20 protein-coding genes are annotated in these 18,617 nt (G+C 73.0%); 3 read left to right on the top strand and 17 right to left on the bottom strand.

Going from position 1 to position 18,617, the window contains the following annotated elements:
• Positions 1-175 precede the first annotated feature (175 nt).
• The 12 genes from AC6JBM_RS33295 to AC6JBM_RS33350 form a co-directional block, all read right to left on the bottom strand.
• Positions 176-901 (bottom strand): isocitrate lyase/PEP mutase family protein, encoded by a 726-nt coding sequence (locus AC6JBM_RS33295; protein WP_497977968.1) that lies wholly within the window; start codon positions 899-901, stop codon positions 176-178.
• A 239-nt stretch (positions 902-1,140) separates the two neighbouring features.
• Complete coding sequence (locus AC6JBM_RS33300) at positions 1,141-1,737, bottom strand: hypothetical protein (protein WP_497977969.1); 597 nt, start codon at positions 1,735-1,737, stop codon at positions 1,141-1,143.
• Between the two features lie 363 nt (positions 1,738-2,100).
• Positions 2,101-3,156, bottom strand: a complete 1,056-nt coding sequence (locus AC6JBM_RS33305) for a LacI family DNA-binding transcriptional regulator (protein ID WP_497977970.1) — start codon at positions 3,154-3,156, stop codon at positions 2,101-2,103.
• A gap of 211 nt (positions 3,157-3,367) precedes the next feature.
• Positions 3,368-3,613: a hypothetical protein gene (locus AC6JBM_RS33310; RefSeq protein ID WP_497977971.1), complete on the bottom strand. Its 246-nt coding sequence runs from the start codon at positions 3,611-3,613 to the stop codon at positions 3,368-3,370.
• Between the two features lie 242 nt (positions 3,614-3,855).
• Positions 3,856-4,467, bottom strand: coding sequence for a hypothetical protein (locus AC6JBM_RS33315; RefSeq protein WP_497977972.1), 612 nt, complete (start codon positions 4,465-4,467; stop codon positions 3,856-3,858).
• Positions 4,464-6,518, bottom strand: a complete 2,055-nt coding sequence (locus AC6JBM_RS33320) for a ricin-type beta-trefoil lectin domain protein (protein WP_497977973.1) — start codon at positions 6,516-6,518, stop codon at positions 4,464-4,466. Before AC6JBM_RS33320 ends, AC6JBM_RS33315 begins: the two co-directional genes overlap by 4 nt.
• A gap of 249 nt (positions 6,519-6,767) precedes the next feature.
• Positions 6,768-8,165, bottom strand: a complete 1,398-nt coding sequence (locus AC6JBM_RS33325; protein WP_497977974.1) for a sensor histidine kinase — start codon at positions 8,163-8,165, stop codon at positions 6,768-6,770.
• A gap of 38 nt (positions 8,166-8,203) precedes the next feature.
• The gene (locus AC6JBM_RS33330) at positions 8,204-8,890 is read right to left on the bottom strand and encodes a response regulator transcription factor (protein ID WP_497977975.1); all 687 of its coding nucleotides are present in this window, start codon (positions 8,888-8,890) and stop codon (positions 8,204-8,206) included.
• A 204-nt stretch (positions 8,891-9,094) separates the two neighbouring features.
• Positions 9,095-10,312, bottom strand: a complete 1,218-nt coding sequence (locus AC6JBM_RS33335) for an FAD-dependent oxidoreductase (RefSeq protein WP_497977976.1) — start codon at positions 10,310-10,312, stop codon at positions 9,095-9,097.
• Positions 10,312-10,860 carry a QsdR family transcriptional regulator gene (locus AC6JBM_RS33340; RefSeq protein ID WP_497977977.1) on the bottom strand — a complete coding sequence of 183 codons (549 nt, stop codon included), beginning with the start codon at positions 10,858-10,860 and terminating at the stop codon, positions 10,312-10,314. The genes AC6JBM_RS33335 and AC6JBM_RS33340 overlap by 1 nt, the downstream gene beginning before the upstream one ends.
• Complete coding sequence (locus AC6JBM_RS33345) at positions 10,847-11,764, bottom strand: threonine/serine dehydratase (protein ID WP_497977978.1); 918 nt, start codon at positions 11,762-11,764, stop codon at positions 10,847-10,849. Before AC6JBM_RS33345 ends, AC6JBM_RS33340 begins: the two co-directional genes overlap by 14 nt.
• Before the next feature lie 5 nt (positions 11,765-11,769).
• Positions 11,770-12,534 (bottom strand): crotonase/enoyl-CoA hydratase family protein, encoded by a 765-nt coding sequence (locus AC6JBM_RS33350; RefSeq protein ID WP_497977979.1) that lies wholly within the window; start codon positions 12,532-12,534, stop codon positions 11,770-11,772.
• Between the two features lie 18 nt (positions 12,535-12,552).
• On the opposite strand from AC6JBM_RS33350, the gene AC6JBM_RS33355 reads away from it, so the two are divergent.
• A complete protein-coding gene (locus AC6JBM_RS33355) occupies positions 12,553-13,500 on the top strand; it encodes a glutathione S-transferase family protein (protein ID WP_497977980.1) in 948 nt (315 codons plus the stop codon).
• Here AC6JBM_RS33355 and AC6JBM_RS33360 read toward each other — a convergent pair.
• The 3 genes from AC6JBM_RS33360 to AC6JBM_RS33370 are packed head-to-tail and all read right to left on the bottom strand — an operon-like array spanning position 13,497 to position 14,684.
• Positions 13,497-13,709 (bottom strand): hypothetical protein, encoded by a 213-nt coding sequence (locus AC6JBM_RS33360; RefSeq protein WP_497977981.1) that lies wholly within the window; start codon positions 13,707-13,709, stop codon positions 13,497-13,499. The two genes, AC6JBM_RS33355 and AC6JBM_RS33360, sit on opposite strands and share 4 nt — an antisense overlap.
• 28 nt (positions 13,710-13,737) lie before the next feature.
• Positions 13,738-13,932 carry a hypothetical protein gene (locus tag AC6JBM_RS33365; protein WP_497977982.1) on the bottom strand — a complete coding sequence of 65 codons (195 nt, stop codon included), beginning with the start codon at positions 13,930-13,932 and terminating at the stop codon, positions 13,738-13,740.
• Positions 13,933-13,991: 59 nt separating this feature from the next.
• The gene (locus AC6JBM_RS33370) at positions 13,992-14,684 is read right to left on the bottom strand and encodes an ArsR/SmtB family transcription factor (RefSeq protein ID WP_497977983.1); all 693 of its coding nucleotides are present in this window, start codon (positions 14,682-14,684) and stop codon (positions 13,992-13,994) included.
• Between the two features lie 120 nt (positions 14,685-14,804).
• Between AC6JBM_RS33370 and AC6JBM_RS33375 the strand changes: the two genes are divergently transcribed.
• Positions 14,805-15,773 carry a pirin family protein gene (locus AC6JBM_RS33375; RefSeq protein ID WP_350626247.1) on the top strand — a complete coding sequence of 323 codons (969 nt, stop codon included), beginning with the start codon at positions 14,805-14,807 and terminating at the stop codon, positions 15,771-15,773.
• Positions 15,774-16,040 carry a GNAT family N-acetyltransferase gene (locus tag AC6JBM_RS33380; RefSeq protein WP_497977984.1) on the top strand — a complete coding sequence of 89 codons (267 nt, stop codon included), beginning with the start codon at positions 15,774-15,776 and terminating at the stop codon, positions 16,038-16,040.
• Here AC6JBM_RS33380 and AC6JBM_RS33385 read toward each other — a convergent pair.
• Both AC6JBM_RS33385 and AC6JBM_RS33390 read right to left on the bottom strand, forming a co-directional pair.
• Complete coding sequence (locus AC6JBM_RS33385) at positions 16,015-16,887, bottom strand: SCO6745 family protein (protein ID WP_497977985.1); 873 nt, start codon at positions 16,885-16,887, stop codon at positions 16,015-16,017. The two genes, AC6JBM_RS33380 and AC6JBM_RS33385, sit on opposite strands and share 26 nt — an antisense overlap.
• 95 nt (positions 16,888-16,982) lie before the next feature.
• Positions 16,983-18,605, bottom strand: coding sequence for a glycoside hydrolase family 6 protein (locus AC6JBM_RS33390; RefSeq protein WP_497986563.1), 1,623 nt, complete (start codon positions 18,603-18,605; stop codon positions 16,983-16,985).
• Positions 18,606-18,617 lie beyond the last annotated feature (12 nt).

An 18,617-nucleotide genomic window follows, 5' to 3' on the forward strand; every position in this document is an offset into this window, starting at 1 on the left:
GCTTGCCGTCGACCTCGACGGCGAGGCGGCCATTGGAGGCAGCATCGAGGTCTTCGTTAGGGCAGGACGAGGGCGCAGCGGCCCAGCCCGATGCCCTCGTCGTCGCCGTCCGGCGCCTCGCACGGCTCGCACGGTTTCGGGCTGCGGCTGATACATCTGGCGGAAACGGCAGCCGTCAGCCGTTGACGTCCTGATACGACGGAAGGTCCGCGCGCAGCGGTTCATTCAGCCGTACCGCCGATGCAGTCTCCGCCATCGCCGCGAGCGCGGCCCGGAAGAGCAACGACCCGGTGCTGACCCGCGCGACCCCGAGCTCGGCAAGCTCACGAACGGACGGCCCGGACGGCAACGCGAGCACGTTCAACGGCGCGTCGACCGCCGCCGCGAGCCGCTCGATGTCGCGCGGATCGGTCACGCCGGGCACGAAGACGCCATCGGCCCCTGCGTCCCTGTACATGCGAACACGTCGAATCGCTTCGTCGGCGTCCCCGGCGCGCAGCCAGTGAGTGTCGGTTCGCGCATTGACGAACAGCGCCGGCGCCGCGGCTTTCACGGCCCGGATGAGCGCCGCGTGCTCGTCCGCATCCCCGTACGCGTCCTCGATGTTCACCCCCACCGCCCCCGCCTCCGCTGCGGCCACCGCCGCGGCGACGGAACCGCGCTCGAGGTCGGCCGTGACGTACAACGGCAGCGACGCCAGTCGCCCCACCAGCCGCAGCGTCTCGTCGACGCTCGCGCCTTCGCCGTCGGGAAGCCCGAGGCTCGCGGCCACGCCGAGGCTCGTGGTGCCGACCGCGGCGAACCCGGCCGCGGCAAGCATCCGGGCCCCGGCCACGTCCCAGACGTTGGGCAACACGAGCGGCCGGCCAGGCACGTGCAACTCCCGGAATCCGTCACTCATCGCAAAACTCCTTCCACAACTGCACATACGTACAACCGCCGAACCGGGACCCAGCTCATCACGATGCGCCACCGACGACCGCTCAAATGCGCAACGGCCGGCAGCCGAGCCCAAGGCGGGTCATCGCGATTCGCCACCCACGAGCGCTCAAGCGCGCAGCTTCGCGAACCCCGGCCATCACCATCCACCTCCCGCGAGTGCTCATATGCGCAACGGCCGACAACGGAGTCCAGGTCCGGTCATCGCAGGGCTCCTTCCACGAGGGCGAGGGCGTGCTCGCGGCCGGGGCAGGCTCGCGGCCCTTCGCCGAACGGGCGCCCTTCCAGGGGTATCGCGATGATCGAGCCGTCCGGGGCGACCCGCCGGGTGGCGAGCACCGGAGGGTCGTCGCGCAGCACCTCGTCCACGGGGCGGGTCCGTGCGCGTTCGATCAGCGTCGCCGTCGCATCGCAGGCCTGGACGAGCAGCTGAATGTGCGCGGCCGTCCGCTCGTCGTGCGCGCCGCCGAACACCATGACCAGCCGCTCGACGGCCGCGTCGGCCGCGGTGTCCCCGTTCTGGTAGGCCGCCGCCGCGATCCGCACGTCCTCGACAACCGCCTCGACCCGCGCGTCCCCGGCAGCCCCGTCGAAACCGAGCGCCCGTGCGAGGGGCGCGACCGGGTGCCCGTCGTAGGGGCGGCTCAGCTCAGCAGGGTCGATGCTCGCGAGAAGGTCCTCGACGATCGCGCGGCGGCGGGCGTGGACGGTGCCGTTGGCAAAGCGGCTGACAGTCGAGCGGAGCCAGCCGATGCCGGTGGGAGCGGGGTCCGGCTCTGGCACTGGGAGGGTGAGCATGCCCCCAAGCTAGGTCCGGGATCGTTCGGAGGCGGCCGAACCATTACCCCGCCGGCGCCAATGGGAGGGGGAAGGTCGGGGCGAAGCAGCGAAGGAACCGTCACTTCCGGATGGCGACAGGCCGTCGGCGAGTTGGGCGGCAGGCCGACCCGGGCGTCGGTCAGGCGATCAAGACGCTGGAGCAGGCATCAGGTCTCGGCCGGAGGCAGAGATGCTCGTGCACGGAGGGGCGCTGCCAGAGCGCGCGATCGGGTCCGCCGGGAGCCGGGAGGCAGAGCGCACGATCGGGCCCGCCGGGGGAGCCGGGAAGCAGAGGCCGCGGTGCTCACGCGGACGATCAGAGTCCGCCGGAAGGCCGAGGCGTCACACGCGCGGGGCGGCGGTGCTGGAGCGGACGATCAGGTCGGCCGGGAGGCACAGGTGCTCGGCCGGGGCCGGGTCGCCGGTGCGGGCGGCCTCGATGGCCCTGGTCAGGGCGGCCGCGGCCGCGTGGCCCTTCGCGTGGATGTCCTGGCGGACCGTGGTCAGGGGCGGGCGCATCCGGGCCGCGGCGGGGCTGTCGTCGAAACCGACGACCGACAGGTCGTCCGGCACCGACAGGCCGGCGTCGACCGCGGCCTCCATGACGCCCTGGGCCAGTGCGTCGGAGAAGCAGAGCACGGCCGTGGGGGGCTCCGGGGCGTCCAGCAGCATTCGCGCGGCCCGGTAGCCCGAGTCGGGGTCGCCGTGGGCCTGGCGGGCGATGGGCGGAGTGATGCCCGCCGGGGTCAGGGCGTCCAGCCAGCCCGCCAGGCGCTGGCCGGCCACGAAGCCGTCGATGATGTCGTCCCTCGCGTCCGGGCCGATCAGGCCGTGCCGGCCGCGGATGCCGGCGGTCACGATGCCTACCCGGCGGTGGCCCAGGTCGACCAGGTGCTGGGCCGCGGCCCGGGCGCCCGCGCGGTCGGCCACGTTGACGGCGGGGACGCCCTCGGCGGTGACCTGGTCGATGAAGACGATCGGCATCTTGCGGCGCATCAGCCACTCGACGCCGCTGTTCTCGGGGTCGCAGGAGTAGACCAGGGCGCCGTCCATGGCCACGTCCCGCGCCGGGATGACGTTGCCGGCCATGGTGGTGGTCAGCAGGGTCAGGCCCAGGCCGGTCGGGGCCAGCTCGTCGGCGATGGCGCCCAGGAACGTGGTCGCCACCTCGTCGCCGAAGGCCGCGCTGAGCGAGTCGGTCAGCAGGATGCCCACGGCGCCGGTGGTGCCCTTGGCCAAGGCCCTCGCGGCCGGATCGGGGCCGACGTAGCCGAGCTCGTCCGCGACCGCCAGGATCCGGTCGCGCAGCGTCGGGGACAGCTGGTCCGGACGGGAGAACGCGTTGGAGACCGTCATCCGGCTCACGCCGACCCGGTCGGCGATCGTCTGCAGGGTCACCCTTCCCACCGCAGCGCCTCCCATGTCGTCGATACCTCCCCGCAGACCTTAACTCGCCGTGCGGGAGCCCACCGCCGGGGCCGGGCCGCCGTCCCGCCACCCGGGCGGACCGGATGGCGCAACGCGCGGGTCGGATCGCTCGGATGGACAGGCACGAGCCGTGAAACTGACGGGAACGGACGCTTGGAGGTGAGCGCGGCGCGCGGGGGCGTTACCGGGCCGGGTGGGAGCGGATCGCGGGAGCGGGGGCCACGGCCTCCGCGGCCTTGCGCAGGGTCGCGGCCAGGGCGGTGCGTGTGCGGTAGGCGCGCGGTGGGCGGGCCGGTGCGTCGTGGCCGATTACGGGGGCGTTGGGCAGGGCGCTGGCGTACTCGAAGGCCTCGCCGTTCCACGAGCCGCCGAACTCCTCCGAGAGCGCGGATTGGGACACGACCATCGCGAACGGGAACGTGCTCATAACAGATCTCCTCGTCTGTACCGGTAAACCGTGGCTATACCGGTACAGTAGCCCCGCGATCCTGTACCGGTCAAGTCTATATCGGTAAAGCGACGATGGAGGGAAGGCACCACGCAGGAGCCGAGGAAGGCGGAGGAGCGGAGGAAGGCGGAGAGGAGGCGAGGAGGAAGAGGAGGGAGGAGGCGAGGAAGAGGAAGGAGGAGCCGGGGAAGAAGAGGAAAGAGGAGAGAGAAAGAGGCGGCTCAGCGGCGTGGGGGGCGCTTCTTCGAGGGCTTCTTCGCAGGCGCCACCCTCGACGGGCGGAAGAAGACGAACGCCAGGGTGCCGCCGACGACGACCACGCCCAGCAGGTACCAGACCCAGGTGAACGACGTCGAAGCAGGCGTCGGCGCCGGCGGTGCCGACGACGGAGGCGGCTCGCAGGTCTTCTCGTCCGGCGTCGGGGTCGCGCCGGACTCGGCCACGTGCAGCACGCCCTCGCACCGCCCGATCGCCGGCGTCCCCATGTCCGCCACGATCGTCCACGCGCCGGGGGCCAGGGTGCCGCTGTACGTCACCGCGTCCCCGTTCCGCTTGAGCGGCACCGGCCCGACCCGCTCGCCCGTGCTGGACGTCGCCAGCATCGTCATGCCGATCGGCTCCGTGACCGGGTGGCCGTCCTGCCAGACGGACGTGACCCAGACCGAGCCGCGGCCGTCGCCGTGCAGGGTGAGCACGACTCCCGCGTGCGCGTCGGCGTCCTCGGCGAACCCGAAGACGGCGACGGCGACCGCGATCACGGTCGCCACGAGACACGCCGCGGCCCGGCGCCACACGGGCGCCGGGCCGGGACGGTCGAACGTCGGGTGCGTCATGCCTGCTGCGGTACCCAGCTCTGGTACTTCGCGCCGGAAGCCTTCTGCAGCACCAGCAGGCGGCTGCCGAAGAACTGGTTGCCGCTCACGCCGACGACCAGGCCGGACGGCGAGGTGAGGGCGACGCCGAAGTCGGTCTTGGCGACCGTCCACTTGAGCGCGTTCGCGCAGTCGGTCTGCACGATCGTGGCGCCCGCCGCGTCCTTGTCGCCCGCGGTGCTCAGGCACTCGTTGGTCGCCTTCGAGCGGACGATGAACTTGTCGCCGGCCGCCTCGAGCTTCCACTGCTGGTTCGCGCCGCCGTGCTGGCGGTACAGGATGACGGGCGTTCCCGCGGCGCGCCGGGCGCCGAAGAGGTCGACGACCCCGCCGGTCAGGCTGTTGCCGAACACCATCCACGCCCCCGCGGCCGGCGAGGCGGCCGCGGCGGTGTGCACCGTCACGGTCTTCGTGTACGGGGTCAGGGAGTTGCCCTGCGCGAGCGAGATCCCGATCTGGTAGTCGGTGTCGGCGCGCATGCCGACGATCCGGACGTTGGTCGCGGTGGTACGGCCGATGACCCGGCTGTTGACCAGGACGGCGTACCGGGCGCCGCTGCCGGCCGGCTCGAAGGACAGCCGAACAGAGGTCGTGTCGAGCGCACTGGTCCGCAGCTCCTTCAGGCCGCCGGTCGACGTCTTGGTGGGCGTGGGCGTCGGGCCGGCGGTCTTCGTCGGCGTGGGCGTCGGCGACGCGGTGGTCTTCGACGGCGTGGGCGTCGGCGAGGACGTCGTCTTCGACGGCGAGGGTGAGGCGGACGTCCTGGTCGGCGTCGGGGTCGGCGTCGGGCCGGTGCCGCCGCCGTTGCCGGCGATCAGGAACTGGTTGTTGGCCACGTTCCAGTTGTTCGCCAGGTAGCTGCCCGGGCTCGGGTTGGTGTTGTAGTAGTCGTCGTGGTTGCAGTCGAGCCGGTCGTCGTGCTTCTTGTCGGCGCACTTGACGCTCGTCTTGAGGCCGCCCGAGTCGTTGTAGCACATGATGTCGTACTCATCGAGGCAGTGACCGGCCTTGCTGGAGTTCGGCGCGTTGTTGTTCACGGCGCCGAGGTTGTGGCCCAGCTCGTGCGCGGCGACGCTGGCGGCCCAGCAGCCGTTGTCGCTGCGGCCGTACCCCGGGCCGCCGTTGCTGCGGTTGTTCGCGCCCGGCTGCGTGTCGCCGGCGAAGGTGCCGATGCCGCAGTAGACGTTCGCGTCACCGAAGATCACGTACTTGCGGTCGGTGCGGTTGTAGCCCAGCGCCTTCAGCCCGTTGATCGTGGCATCGAAGGTCGCCATGCCGCCGTTGGCCAGCTCGACCTCGCGCACGTCGACCTTGCAGTCGGCCGTGGTCACGAAGCGCACGTGGCGCTCGCCGCCGGTCTCCTGGGCGCTGGCGTTGTAGATCGTCTCGATGCCGGCCGACCAGGTGCGGAAGGACTCGAGGTACTCGGCGAAGCGGCTCTTGGTGCTCGCGTCGCGCACGTAGAGCACCTGGACGCGCTTGCCGGTCACGCCGTCGCCGTCGCAGACCACGCCGCTCGAGCCGACGGTCACCGCGGCGGTGCCGTCGGCGGCCACCGCGTCCGGGACGACCGCGAAGCCGCCGTCGGAGCCCTCGGCGACGTTCTCGTCGGCGAGCACCGTCTGCTCCTGGGGCGCGGCGGCGGTGTCGGACGCCGGGACGTCCGCCTGCGTCACGGCCGCGACCGCCTTGACCTGGGTGTGCACGCTGAGGCCGGTCGGCGGGACGTCGGGGCCGTGGCTGCACTGGTCGCGCTCGGTGAGGGCGTAGCCGCCGACGCAGGGCTCGCCCTTCTTGGCGGGCGTCAGGCCCTGGTAGATCAGGCCCTGCTCCGGATTGTCGGCCGGGACCTGGGAGATCGCCGTCGGGTTGTCGCCGCGTCCCTTCTCGTGGAACAGGGACTGGAAGGCGCCGGGTCCGGCGATGGCCGCGCCGGCACCGAGCACCACGACCGCGGCGGTCGTCAGCACCCTGCGCAGCTTGCGGCGGGACTTCTCGGGTCGCGCTTGCACGCTCGGTTCCTCCGGGAGGGGAAACGGGAGGGGAAAGAGGCGCGCGGCAAGGATCGGCACAGGGCAGAGGTACCGATCCCCGCCGCGCGAGGGACGCCGGCCTTCGAGGGTGGCAAGGCGGGTGAGAGCCGGGCGTCCACGTGGGAACGCGCTGACATTAGCCAGGTGGCACGCGCGCATTCCACTTGGAACGCCACAGTTAAGACAGTTCTAAGTCAGACTTGTCCCGGCGATATGACGCCACTTTTCCTATGACTGACGGCGACGGAACAGCCGCTCGTTGGGCTCCTTGGACGAGCGTCCGACCAGCCAGCGCGACGGCGGCGGGACCTCCTTCGGGGCCGGATCCGCGTCGGTCATGACGATCACCACGCTGGCCCCGCCGAGGGTGCTGCTGGTGCCGATGTTCACGGTGCCGTTGCCGGCCACGGCGACCCGCCGCACGATGTCCAGCCCGAGGCCGGTCGAGCCCTGCTGGCTCTCGCCGCGCTGCATCGCCAGCTCCGGGTCCGGGATGCCGGGCCCGCCGTCCTCGACCCGCAGCACGACGTAGCCGTCCTCCCGCCGCGTCACCGCCACCTCGAACGGCACGCCCTGCGGTGTGTAGCGGATCACGTTGCCGATGAGCGCGTCCAGCGCCGCGGCCAGCTCGCTCTTGGGCACGGTCACGGGGGCGGGCGCGTCGGTGCCGATCGCCTTGCACTCGCGCTCCTGGTCGCCGGCGACCGCGGACCAGAACTTCATCCGGTCCCGCACGATCTCGGCGACGTCGCAGCCCTCCTCGCCGGTCGAAGCCGCGGCGCCGTCGGCCCGCTCGCCGCGGTCGGGGGTGGGCGAGTGCGCGTCGATGGGCTCGCGCATGGCCCGGATGAGCTTGTCGACCTCGACCTCGAGAGCGGCGATGGCGTCGCGGATGCGGTCGGCGTCCTGGGAGTCGTCGAGGGTCTCGGCGTCGAGGCGCAGCGCGGTCAGCGGGGTGCGCAGGCGGTGCGAGAGGTCGGCGACGAGCTCGCGCTCGTTGGACAGCAGCGCCATGATCCGGTCGGCCATCACGTTGAGCGCGAAGCTGGCGTCGGCCAGCTCGCGGGGGCCCTGCGGGTCGATGCGCACGTCGAGGTAGCCCTCGCTGAGCGCCCCGGCCGCCCCGGCCAGCTGCCGCGCCGAGGCGATGATCTTCGAGGCGAGGCGGTCGGCGACCCAGACCGAGGCGACGATCAGGCCCAGCGCGACGGCGCCGAGCGCCCACCAGGCCCCGGCGACGCCGTTGGACAGCTCGGACTCGGGGATGAAGACCTCGACCACCGTCGTGCGGCCGGCGCCGAGGTCGACCGGCTCGAGGTACGACAGCCCGCCCGGCACATCGGCGACCACCGGCGCGGCGGCGTCGGCGGCGCGGCTCAGGTCGCCGCCCGCGGCGTGCCCCATGCCGATCTCCGCGCCGGCCTCGCCGAGGTTGTGCACGGAGACGCGCGTGACCGCCGGCCCGCCGGTGCTGGCGATGGCCCGCTCGATGCTCAGCGGGTCCGTGGTCACGGTGAGGACCGCCACGACCACGGCGGTCTGGCGTTCGGCGTCGGCGAGCGCCCGCTCGCGGGCGAGCTGCTGGACGACGAGACCCAGCGGGATCAGGAACGCGAGGGCCACCATCGTGGTGACCGCCGCGGAGACGTAGGCGAGGGTCCGCCTCAGTCCGGGGCGCTGAACCTGAAGCCCACGCCCCGCACGGTGTGCAGGTATCTGGGCGCTGACGCGCTCTCGCCAAGTTTCCGGCGTAGCCAGTACAGATGCACGTCGATCGTCTGGTCCTCGCCCACTGAGGGTTGCCGCCATACCTCCTCCAACAGCTCACGGCGTGAGACCACCCGGCCGGGCCGGGCGGCGAGGTACGCCAGCAGGTCGAACTCCTTGCGGGTCAACGTCAGCGGGTCGCCGTGCAGGTAGGCCTGACGCTGGCCGATGTCCACCCGCAAGCCTCCCACCTCGATGGCGGTGGGCTCCTCGCGACTCGCCCGTCCCGTGCGGCGCAGCACGGAGGTCATCCGGGCGTCGAGGTGGGCCGAGGTGAACGGCTTGATCATGTAGTCGTCGGCGCCCGCCTTGAGCAGCCGGACGATCTCCGCCTCGTCGTCGCGGGCGGTGGCGATGATGATGGGCGTGTCCGCGATGCCGCGCAGCATGCGCAGCGCGTCCGCGCCGTCCAGGTCGGGCAGGCCGAGGTCGAGCACGACCAGGTCGGGGGTCTCGGCGGCGAAGCGGCGCAGCGCCTCCAGCGCGGTGCCGACCGCGTGCACCGTGTGACCCCGGTCGGTCAGGGAGCGCAGCAGGGCACCCCGCACGACATGGTCGTCCTCAACCAGCAGCACCGTGGCCATGCGAAGACGGTACTGCCTGTGTCCAGTGGCGGCCCGGGCGGTCGATGGACGAATCCGACATGTACGAATTTTTGCCGTCCGGCGGCGCGGTGAGGAGCGCCAGGACATGACTCGGGTCCGCGGGGGTGCGGACCGTCGCTCCCGCCAGACACCGCTCGGCGCTGGCGCGCCGTCGCTGCCAGGTCCGCCGCTGGTCACCCTTCATCAATCGTCCGGCACCTTCCCGACGGCCGCGCCGCCGATGTGCTCGGGGCGCAGGCCGACGCCGATCACGCGGGCCGGGACGGTGCGCAGGCGCGGGTAGCGGTCCAGCAGGCGGACGGCCAGCGGCGGCCGGATCGGGCGGCCGGTCACCGCGGGCGACAGCACGCCCCGCTGCAGCACCCGCTGCACGAGCTGCGTCCCCGCCACCGGCAGGGCGCGGCGGCGCTGCACCGCGGCCAGCTCCCGCTCCGTGGGCGGGCGGCCCTGGGCGAACGCGGCGGCGATGACCCGGGCCGCGGCGACCGCGTCCTGGATCGCGAGGTTGATGCCGACCCCGCCGACCGGGGACATCGCGTGCGCGGCGTCGCCGATGAGCAGGGCGCCGGGGACGTGCCAGCGGTGCAGGCGGTCGACGCGCACGGTCAGGGTGCTCACCTGGTCCCAGCCGCGCAGCTGCCCGACCCGCCCGGCAAGGTACGGCACCGACGCGGCGATCCCGGCCCGGAACGCGTCCAGCCCGGCGGCGCGGATGCGGGCGTCGCCGCCCTTGGGCACCACCCAGCCGAGCTGCCAGGAGTCGCCGCGGTCGATGCCGATGAAGAACCGCCCGTCGCCGGCCCGCCCGGCCAGGCCCTCGGGGTCGCCGGGCTCGCGCGGGAGGCGGAACCACAGCACGTCGATCGGGGCGCCGAAGTCCTTCGAGCGCAGGGCGAGCGCTCGCCGTACCGTCGAATGGCGCCCGTCGCAGGCGACCGTCAGCGGCGCCGAGACCTCGACGGGGCCCTGCGGCGAGCGCGCCGTCACACCGACCACCCGCCGCTCCCGCCGGGTCACGCCGAGCACCTCGCAGCGGCGGTGCAGCGCGAAGTCGCCGTGCGCCGCGAGCAGCTCGAGCAGGTCCCACTGGGGCAGCATCATAACGTAGGGGTGCGCGACCCGCAGCCGCTCGAAGTCGACCGGGTGGAACGTGCCCTCGTCGTAGGTGATCCGCAGGCGGCGCACGATCCGGTGCGGCAGCCGCGCGAGCTCCTCGCCGAGGCCGAGCTCGTCCATCAGCCCGAGCGTCGAGGGGTGCACGGTGTCGCCGCGGAAGTCGCGCAGGAACGTCGCGTGCTTCTCCAGCACGACGGTGTCGATGCCCTGCCGGCCGAGCAGCAGCGCCAGCATCAGCCCGGCGGGCCCGCCGCCGACCACGCACACGTCCGCCTTGAGCCGCATCAGGATCCCTCCAGCAACCGCCCGATGATCTCCAGTGCCTGTTCGACGTCCGGCTCGCCATCCGCGATGGCGTCCGCGTAGAGGAACGACTCCCCGATCCGCACGATCACAAACGCGAGCGTGCGGGCGTCCAGGCGCGGCGCGAACGCCCCGGCCGCGATCTCCTCGTGCATGAGGTGCTCGAGGTGGTCGACCACGCGGCCCTGCACGATCCCGCGCTTCGAGGTCAGGATGCGCAGCGCCGCCTCCGGCTCGGTGGCCAGGAAGTGGCGCAGGCTCGGCTGGTCCTGCACCGAGTGCAGGAAGTGGCCGATCACCCCGACGACCCGCTCGGGGCCGCGCAGCCCCCGCGCCGCCCGCACCGCCCGGTCGAGGTTGCGGTCGGTGAGGTACCACAGCACGTGCCCGAGCACCTGGTCCCGCCCGCCCGCGCGCCGGTACAGCGTGGCCCGGCCGATGCCGAGCTCCGCGGCGAGCTGGCGCATGTCGACGCGCTGCTGGGCGAGGAACCGCTTCAGCGCCGCGTCGAAGACCTCATCCGGCGGCATGGGCCGGCTCGGCGTACAGGGTCGCCGGGTCGGTGTTCGCCCCGCACAGCACCACCACGACGGTGCCGGCGCCGTCGAGGAGGTCCAGGCCGGCGAGCGCGGTGGCGGCCCCGTGCTCGACCGCGAGGCGGTGCTCGTGCCACAGTCGCCGGCGGGCCCCGACGATCGCCTCGTCGGACACGAGGATGCTGCCGACGTCGTGGCGAAGGGCCAGATCGAACGCGATCGTGCCCGCCCGGCGGGCCCCGAGGGAGTCGCCCGCCACGCTGCCGACGGCGACGTCGACCGGCGCCCCCGCCGCCAGCGCCGCGTGCAGGGTCGGCGCCCCCTGCGGCTCCACGGCCACGACCCGCGCCCGGTCGCCGACCGCGGCCGCGATCCCGGCGACGAGCCCGCCCCCGCCCACCGCCACGAGCACCGTGTCGGCCGGCGGCAGCTCCAGGCCCACGGTGCCCTGCCCGGCGACGACCTCGGGCTGGTCGTAGGCGTGCACGAACAGCGCCCCGGTCTCGGCGGCCCGGACCTGCGACGCCGCGTACGCCTCCGCGTACTCGCGCCCGTGCTCGCGCACCCGCGCCCCGAGCTCGCGCAGCCGCGCCACCTTCGGCGCGGGCGCGCTCACCGGGACGAACACCTCCGCGGGCACCCCGAGCGCCGCCGCGGCGAAGGCCACCCCGAGCCCCGCGTTGCCGCCGGACGCGACGACCACCCCGGACCCGGGCAGCGCGCCCTCCTCGCGGGCGGCCAGGATGCGGTTGAACGCGCCGCGCGCCTTGAACGACCCGCTGTGCTGCAGCAGCTCGAGCTTGAACCACAGGCCGGGGCGCACCTCGTACGACGGCGTGTGCCGGACGTAGGAGCCGATCCGCCGCGCCGCCGCCTCGACGTCATCCCTGTTCACCACGCTGATCACCCTAGCCCCGCGCCACCGCGCCCCTCACCCGCGACGAAGCGGGCCGCACCGTGCAATGCGCCACTGCCCAGGGAGGCGACGCCGAGCCGGTGCTCGATGGCCAGACCGTCCTCGACGCTACGGCCGAGGGAGTCGTACAGCGAGCGCCGGTCATTGCGCAGGCACTCCTGCGGCAGCGCGGCGAGCCCGGCGGCGAGCGCCTCCGCGGCCTCGCGCGCGGTCCCGGGCGGCACCACGCGATCGGCCAGGCCGATGCGCAGCGCCTCCGCGGCGTCGACGGGCCGCCCGGTCAGGATCAGGTCGAGCGCCCGCCCGGTGCCGATGAGCCGCGGCAGCCGCACGGTGCCGCCGTCGATCAGCGGGACGCCGAAGCGTCGGCAGTACACCCCGAAGATCGCGTCCTCCTCCACGACCCGCAGGTCGCACCAGACGGCCAGCTCCAGGCCGCCGGCGACCGCGTGCCCGGACACCGCCGCGATCACCGGCTTGGACAGCCGCATCCGGGTCGGCCCCAGCGGCCCGTCGCCGTCCGGCTCGACCCGGTTGCCCTCCCCCGCCGCGACCGCCTTGAGGTCGGCGCCGGAGCAGAAGGTGCCACCGGCGCCCCACAGCACCGCCACGTCCACGCCCGGGTCCGCGTCGAAGTCGCGGAAGGCCGCCGCGAGGGCCTCGGCGGTCGCCCGGTCCACGGCGTTGCGGGTCTGCGGCCGGTCCAGGATCACGGTGCACACGCGGTCGCGGCGCTCGACTCTCACGCTCATGGGGTTAGTGTCGTGGACATGGCTACCGCGCAGTTCCAGCGGGAGACATCATCCCGCGGCGAGTTCGTCCGACAGCCGAACCGGTTCACCGGGCGCATCACCGCCGAGTCCGCCTCCGGGCCGGGCGAGGGCCCCGACGACCAGGGCCGCTGGCCGCTGGAGCCCGGCCGCTACCGGCTGATCTGGTCCCGCGCCTGCCCGTGGGCGCACCGCGCGGTCATCGTGCGCGGACTGCTCGGCCTGCAGGACGCGCTCGGTCTCGGCACCGTCGACCCGATCCGCGACGAGCGCGGCTGGCGCTTCACCCTCGACCCGGGCGGCCGCGACCCGGTGCTCGGCATCGAGCTGCTGGCCGAGGCCTACGCCGGCACCGACCCGTCCTACGAGGGCCGCGTCACCGTGCCCGCCATCGTCGACACCGTCACCGGCCGCGTGGTCACCAACGACTACCCGCAGATCACCCTGGACCTCTCCACCGACTGGGCACCGCTGGCCACCCGGCGCCCGGACCTGCTCCCCGCCGACGTGCGCCCCGAGATGGACCGGCTGATGCGGGACGTCTTCGAGGACGTCAACAACGGGGTGTACCGCTGCGGCTTCGCCACCACCCAGGAGGCCTACGACGCCGCCTACGGGCGGCTGTTCGCCCGCCTCGACGCGCTGGAGCAGCGGCTGGCCGGCCGCCGTTTCCTCTTCGGCGAGCGGATCACCGAGGCCGACGTGCGGCTGTTCACCACGCTCGTGCGCTTCGACGCCGTCTACCACAACCACTTCAAGTGCAACCGGAACAAGCTCGGCGAGATGCCGAACCTGTGGCGGTACGCGCGGGAGCTCTACAACACCCCCGGCTTCGGCGACACCGTCGACTTCGACCAGATCAAGCGCCACTACTACGGCACCCACGCGAACCTGAACCCGTCCGGCATCGTGCCGCTCGGCCCCGACCTGTCGGCCTGGACCGCTTAAGGTTTCTCGCCGGACCCGCGCTCGGCGAGCCGCACCTGCTGCGTCTCGCCGCGCAGCCGCGGGGCGGAGGGCAGGTAGATCTCCTCGGCGACGCTCAGCAGGCCGCCGTGCAGGTTGCGCCGCCGGATGCGCCGGGCCAGCAGCACCAGCCCGGCGAGCACCACGGCGAAGACACTGCCGACGAGCAGGAGCCCGAGGACGCCGTCCATGGCTCCAGAGCGTACGTGCCCGCGGCCGCTACCGGCGCGCGGACCGGCGGCGGCTGCCCCAGCGGCTCGACGTCCACGCGCCCGCGCCCGCCAGGTGCAGCGCGATGCACAGGAAGCCGGCCAGGCTCAGCGTTCCGGCGTCGAAGATCGGACCGGTGTCGGCGCCGAGCAGGTCGACCAGCAGGGCGACCGCGAACAGGATCGCGGCGATCACAGCGAACACGATGGCCTCCGGGGTATCCAGATCGGTGTTGAGCGCTGTCTACCCATCGGCGCCGTTCGCTAATCGATGCCCAGCAGCCCGCGGAGCCCGGCCCGCCCCGCCGGGGTCACCTTCACCGCGCGCGAGGAGCCGATGCGCACCACCCAGCGCTGCTCGAGGAACCGCTCGCAGAGCCGCGCCCCCGCCACGCCCGCCAGGTGCGGCCGCCGCTCGGTCCAGTCCAGGCAGCCGCGGGCGAGCGGCCGCCGCTGCTGGCGCAGCGCCGCGGGGTCGATCCCGGCCTCGGCCGTGAGCCAGTCCAGGCCCGCGCCCGTGAGCGCGAACCCGCCCCGCTGGTCGAGCAGCCCGCGCGCGGTCAGCGCGTCGGCCACGGCCACGCCGAGTTCCCCGGCCAGGTGGTCGTAGCAGGTGCGGGCCCGCTTCATGGCGGCCGACACGGTCGCCTGGCGCAGCCCCCGGACGGGCGTGCGCGCCGGCTCGAGGCGGGCGCTGAGATCCTCGATGAGGTGCGCGACGGAGGCGTCGGCCAGCCGGAGGTACCGATGCCGCCCCTGCCGCTCCTCGGCGAGCAGCCCGCCCCCGACCAGCCGGTCGAGGTGCTCGGTGGCGGTGGACCGCGCGACCCCGGCGTGCGCCGCGAGCTCCCCGGCGGTCCAGGCCCGCCCGTCGAGCAGCGCCAGGCACATCGCGGCCCGGGTCTCGTCCGCGAGCAGCGTGGCCAGGGAGGCGAGATCGGCGGCGTCGGTGCTCATGCGTCCATCTTCCCCACCGATGCTTCGGGGACGGCCGAACAGATTTAGTTGATTTGCGGAATACTCGCTTGGCAAGTACTGTTGTGGCAGGCGACAGAGCTGGACCTTTGGAGGCGTCACATGCCCGCGATCACCGTTGACAACGTCCTCGCACTTCCCCGCGTCGCCACGCCGGACCCGATCTCGGCGCAGCCGCGGCCGGTCGTCTCCGTCACGACCGCGCCCAAGGGCTACGAGGGCGAGGGATTCCCCGTGCGCCGCGCGTTCGCCGGCGTCGACCTGCGCGCCCTCGACCCGTTCATCCACATGGACCAGATGGGTGAGGTCGACTACGCGCCGGGCGAGCCGAAGGGCACCCCGTGGCACCCGCACCGCGGCTTCGAGACGGTCACCTACATCATCGACGGGGAGTTCGTGCACCAGGACTCCAACGGCGGTGGCGGCACGATCACCAACGGCGACACCCAATGGATGACGGCCGGCAACGGGATCCTCCACATCGAGACCCCGCCGGAGCACCTCGTCGTCAGCGGCGGGCTCTTCCACGGGTTCCAGCTGTGGGTGAACCTGCCGAAGGCGAACAAGCTCGTCGCCCCGCGCTACCAGGACATCCGCGGCCGCCAGGTGTCGCTGCTGACCTCACCCGACGGCGGCGCCCTGCTGCGGGTCATCGCCGGTGAGCTCGACGGGCATGCCGGCCCTGGCGTCACCTACACGCCGATCACCCTCGTGCACGCGACGCTCACGGGCGGCGCCTCGCTCACGCTGCCGTGGCGCAAGGACTTCAACGCCCTCGCGTACGTCATGGCCGGCAAGGGCACCGTCGGCGCGAAGGGGCGGCCGGTGGAGCTCGGCCAGCTCGCCGTGTTCGGCGCGGGCGACACCATCACGGTGACGGCCGACCCGAAGCAGCCCACGATGGACGTGCTGTTCCTCGGCGGTCAGCCGATCCGCGAGCCCGTCGTGGCGTATGGTCCGTTCGTCATGAACACCAAGGCCGAGGTCATGCAGGCGTTCGAGGACTACCAGGCCGGCCGGCTCGGCAGCATCCCCGCGGCGCACGCGGACGTTCGGGGAGAGGCGTCCTGAGTGGACTTCGCAGTCAGCGACAACGCCGAGCACCACCGGTTCGAGATCCGGGTCGGCGGTGAGCGCGCCGGGATGGCGTTCTACCGCCTCGACGGGGACTCGATCGTCTTCACGCACACCGAGGTGGAGTCGTCGTTCGAGGGTCAGGGCGTCGGGAGCAAGCTCGCCAACGGCGCCCTGACCCTGGCCAAGGACCGGGGACTGACGATCGTCGCGCAGTGCCCGTTCATCGCGGCCTACCTCAAGAAGCACCCCGAGCTGGCGTAGGGAGCCTGATCCAGTTCGGGTAGAACGGCGCGAGCTCGGCGTTGATCCGGTCGGCGACCGGGGTGAGCAGCGTCGCCAGGCGCTCGGTCCGCTCGGGGCCGAGCGCCTGCCACGGCCGCGCGGCCAGCTGGTCGGTGGTCTCCTCCAGGGTTTGGTACGCCGAGTGCGCCTTCGGCGTCGCCGCGCCCTCGCCGTCGAGGTAGCCCCGCTGGTGCAGCCGGGTCCGGGCGGCGTCCCACTCCTCGTCGCTCCAGCCGCGGGCGGGCTGGGCCGCCTTGCGCCCCCGGCCGTCGTTGAGCGCGACCCGCCAGACCATCGCCTCGGCGCCGTCGAGGCCCTCGACCAGCAGCGCGGCGAGGTGGCCGTCGCCGCGGTGCTCGCGCAGGATCGTGGCGGCCTGCCAGACGGTGCCGAGGGCGTCCCCGGGCCAGGGCAGGGCCGCATTGGCGGCGGCGAGCACCCGGCCGTGGGTCTCGGCCGCGGTCGCGGCCTCCCGCAGCAGCCCGGCGGCCTCCTCGATGCCGTCGAGGCCCGCGACCGCCGGGGCGAGCGCGCGGCGGGCGCCGTCGAGCCGGGCGGCCAGGGCGGCCTCGGGCGTGATGCGCGCCCACAGCTCGGGCAGGGCCCGCTCGACCATCGACGGGGCGAACCCGTAGAAGGCGGCGACGACCGGCGCGGGCCCGATGGGCCCCAGCGGGGCGCAGCGGCCGGCGAAGTACCCCCGCCAGAACCCGCGCAGGCCGGCCTCCTCGAACGCGGCCCGGCCCGCCGGGGCGAAGTAGGTGACCGCGTGCAGGGGCTCGTAGAGCGCCCAGAGGCGGCGCTCGGTCGACAGCTCTGTCGTCATGAACCTGACGATATGCGGAGGCGGGCCCCGGCAGTACCGCCGGGACCCGCCACTTTGTCACAGGGTCATGTGTCGCAGGGTCATGTGTCGCAGGATCAGCTGAGCGCCGGGTACGCGTTGGCCATCAGCTGCTGGAACTGCGCGGAGAACCACGCGCCGGAGATCGGCGAGCCGGGCAGCGCGCCGGTCAGGTTGTTGCCGTTGAGGCCGTTGCCGGTGTAGGTCGGGTCGCACATCCGGTCGAAGCCCTTGCCCTCGTTGTTGGCGATCGCGGAGCTGGAGCCGTCGGACTCGCCCGGGGGCTTGATCCAGACGTAGGCGTCGATGCCGGTGGCGGGGGTCGCCCGCGGCCGCTCGCCCATGCCCGCGCCGCTCTGGTTGCACCAGTTGCCGGCGTGGATGCGCCGGTCGATGCGGCTGGTGTTGACGAAGGTGTTCACGTCGGTCGAGGTGCTCGGGCCGGCGGGCCGGGCGGAGCCGCCCCAGCCGTTGCGCGAGGTGTCGATGAGCATGCCCAGCGTCGACGGGAAGCCCGCGGTCACCAGGGCGTTGCGGAACGCCTGGGTGAAGCTGAGCTCGTCGACGTACATGTTCCAGTCGACCCACTTGGACTGGCGGATCGTGTTGCCGCCGACCTGGGTGCTGACGGTGAAGTACGGCTCGGTCAGCGACGAGTAGTTGGCCGTGTTGGAGATGAAGCCGTCGACGCTGGTGAAGCCGGCGGTGGTGCCCTTCACGGTGTTGGCGAGCAGGGTGACGGCGGGGCCGAAGTTGGAGTCCCAGCCGAGCCACGCGTGGTGGCCGATGTCGAGGTAGTTGTAGATGTTGCCCTTGTGCAGCTTGTTCAGCGCGTACTGGATGCCCTGTACGTAGGCGCCGCTGGTGTTGGCCTCGGCGCAGTTGGCGATGCCGAGGTTGGTGACGAGGTTCGGCAGCGAGTCGTCCTCGACCACGTTGACGATCCGCAGCGAGTTGTACTTCGGGTCGGTCATGATCGCGGCGATCGGGTCGATGAACTCGGTCTTGTACCGGCTCAGGCCGTTCTCCGAGATCTTCAGCTCGCCGTTGGAGGCCAGCGCCGCGCAGTCGCGGTTGGGCAGGTCGTAGACGACGAACTCGATGACGACCGGGGTGCCGCCGGCGGCCTGCTGCAGCGCGGCGTCGAGGTGCGCGCGCACGCCCTTGGCGCTGCTGGAGCCCGCGATCGCGGCGATGCGGTCGATCCAGATGGCGGTCGAGGTGTTCGCGATCCTGCTGCCGCCCGGCTCGGCGGCGGCCTTGGTCGACCAGTCGGCGTTGACGTAGCCCTTGGCGCCGACGTACGGGTTGTCGACGTGGGCGTCGCCCGTGCCGGTGCCGGAGGTCACGGTGATCGCGGTGCCGCTCGTGCTCGTGGTGTTGCCGGCGTTGTCGGTCGCCTTGGCCGAGACGGTGTAGCTGCCGGCGGCGACGTTCGTCCACGAGTAGGTGTACGGCGCGGTGGTGTCCGAGCCGAGCAGCGTGGTGCCGTTGTAGAACTCGACCTTGGCGACGGTGCCGTCGCTGTCGGAGGCGGTGGCGGCGAGCGCGATGGTGGCCGGGGCGGTGAACGACGAGCCGGCGGTGGGGCTGGTCAGCGCGACGCTCGGGGCGCCGGTGCCGCCGCCGCTGGTGACCGTGATCGGCACCGCGGTGCTGGCGGTGGACAGGCCCGCGTTGTCGTACGCCTTGGCGGTCAGCGAGTACGAGCC

This window comes from Dactylosporangium thailandense (genome assembly GCF_059739745.1).

Bases quoted from the DNA above. Each gene is read 5' to 3' on its own strand.
- AC6JBM_RS33350 (WP_497977979.1), bottom strand. From the start codon at position 12,534: ATGAGCGTGAGAGTCGAGCGCCGCGACCGCGTGTGCACCGTGATCCTG.
- AC6JBM_RS33335 (WP_497977976.1), bottom strand. From the start codon at position 10,312: ATGCGGCTCAAGGCGGACGTGTGCGTGGTCGGCGGCGGGCCCGCCGGG.
- AC6JBM_RS33310 (WP_497977971.1), bottom strand. From the start codon at position 3,613: ATGAGCACGTTCCCGTTCGCGATGGTCGTGTCCCAATCCGCGCTCTCG.
- AC6JBM_RS33300 (WP_497977969.1), bottom strand. From the start codon at position 1,737: ATGCTCACCCTCCCAGTGCCAGAGCCGGACCCCGCTCCCACCGGCATC.
- AC6JBM_RS33330 (WP_497977975.1), bottom strand. From the start codon at position 8,890: ATGGCCACGGTGCTGCTGGTTGAGGACGACCATGTCGTGCGGGGTGCC.
- AC6JBM_RS33370 (WP_497977983.1), bottom strand. From the start codon at position 14,684: ATGAGCACCGACGCCGCCGATCTCGCCTCCCTGGCCACGCTGCTCGCG.
- AC6JBM_RS33385 (WP_497977985.1), bottom strand. From the start codon at position 16,887: ATGACGACAGAGCTGTCGACCGAGCGCCGCCTCTGGGCGCTCTACGAG.
- AC6JBM_RS33325 (WP_497977974.1), bottom strand. From the start codon at position 8,165: ATGGTGGCCCTCGCGTTCCTGATCCCGCTGGGTCTCGTCGTCCAGCAG.
- AC6JBM_RS33355 (WP_497977980.1), top strand. From the start codon at position 12,553: ATGGCTACCGCGCAGTTCCAGCGGGAGACATCATCCCGCGGCGAGTTC.
- AC6JBM_RS33375 (WP_350626247.1), top strand. From the start codon at position 14,805: ATGCCCGCGATCACCGTTGACAACGTCCTCGCACTTCCCCGCGTCGCC.
- AC6JBM_RS33315 (WP_497977972.1), bottom strand. From the start codon at position 4,467: ATGACGCACCCGACGTTCGACCGTCCCGGCCCGGCGCCCGTGTGGCGC.
- AC6JBM_RS33340 (WP_497977977.1), bottom strand. From the start codon at position 10,860: ATGCCGCCGGATGAGGTCTTCGACGCGGCGCTGAAGCGGTTCCTCGCC.
- AC6JBM_RS33360 (WP_497977981.1), bottom strand. From the start codon at position 13,709: ATGGACGGCGTCCTCGGGCTCCTGCTCGTCGGCAGTGTCTTCGCCGTG.
- AC6JBM_RS33295 (WP_497977968.1), bottom strand. From the start codon at position 901: ATGAGTGACGGATTCCGGGAGTTGCACGTGCCTGGCCGGCCGCTCGTG.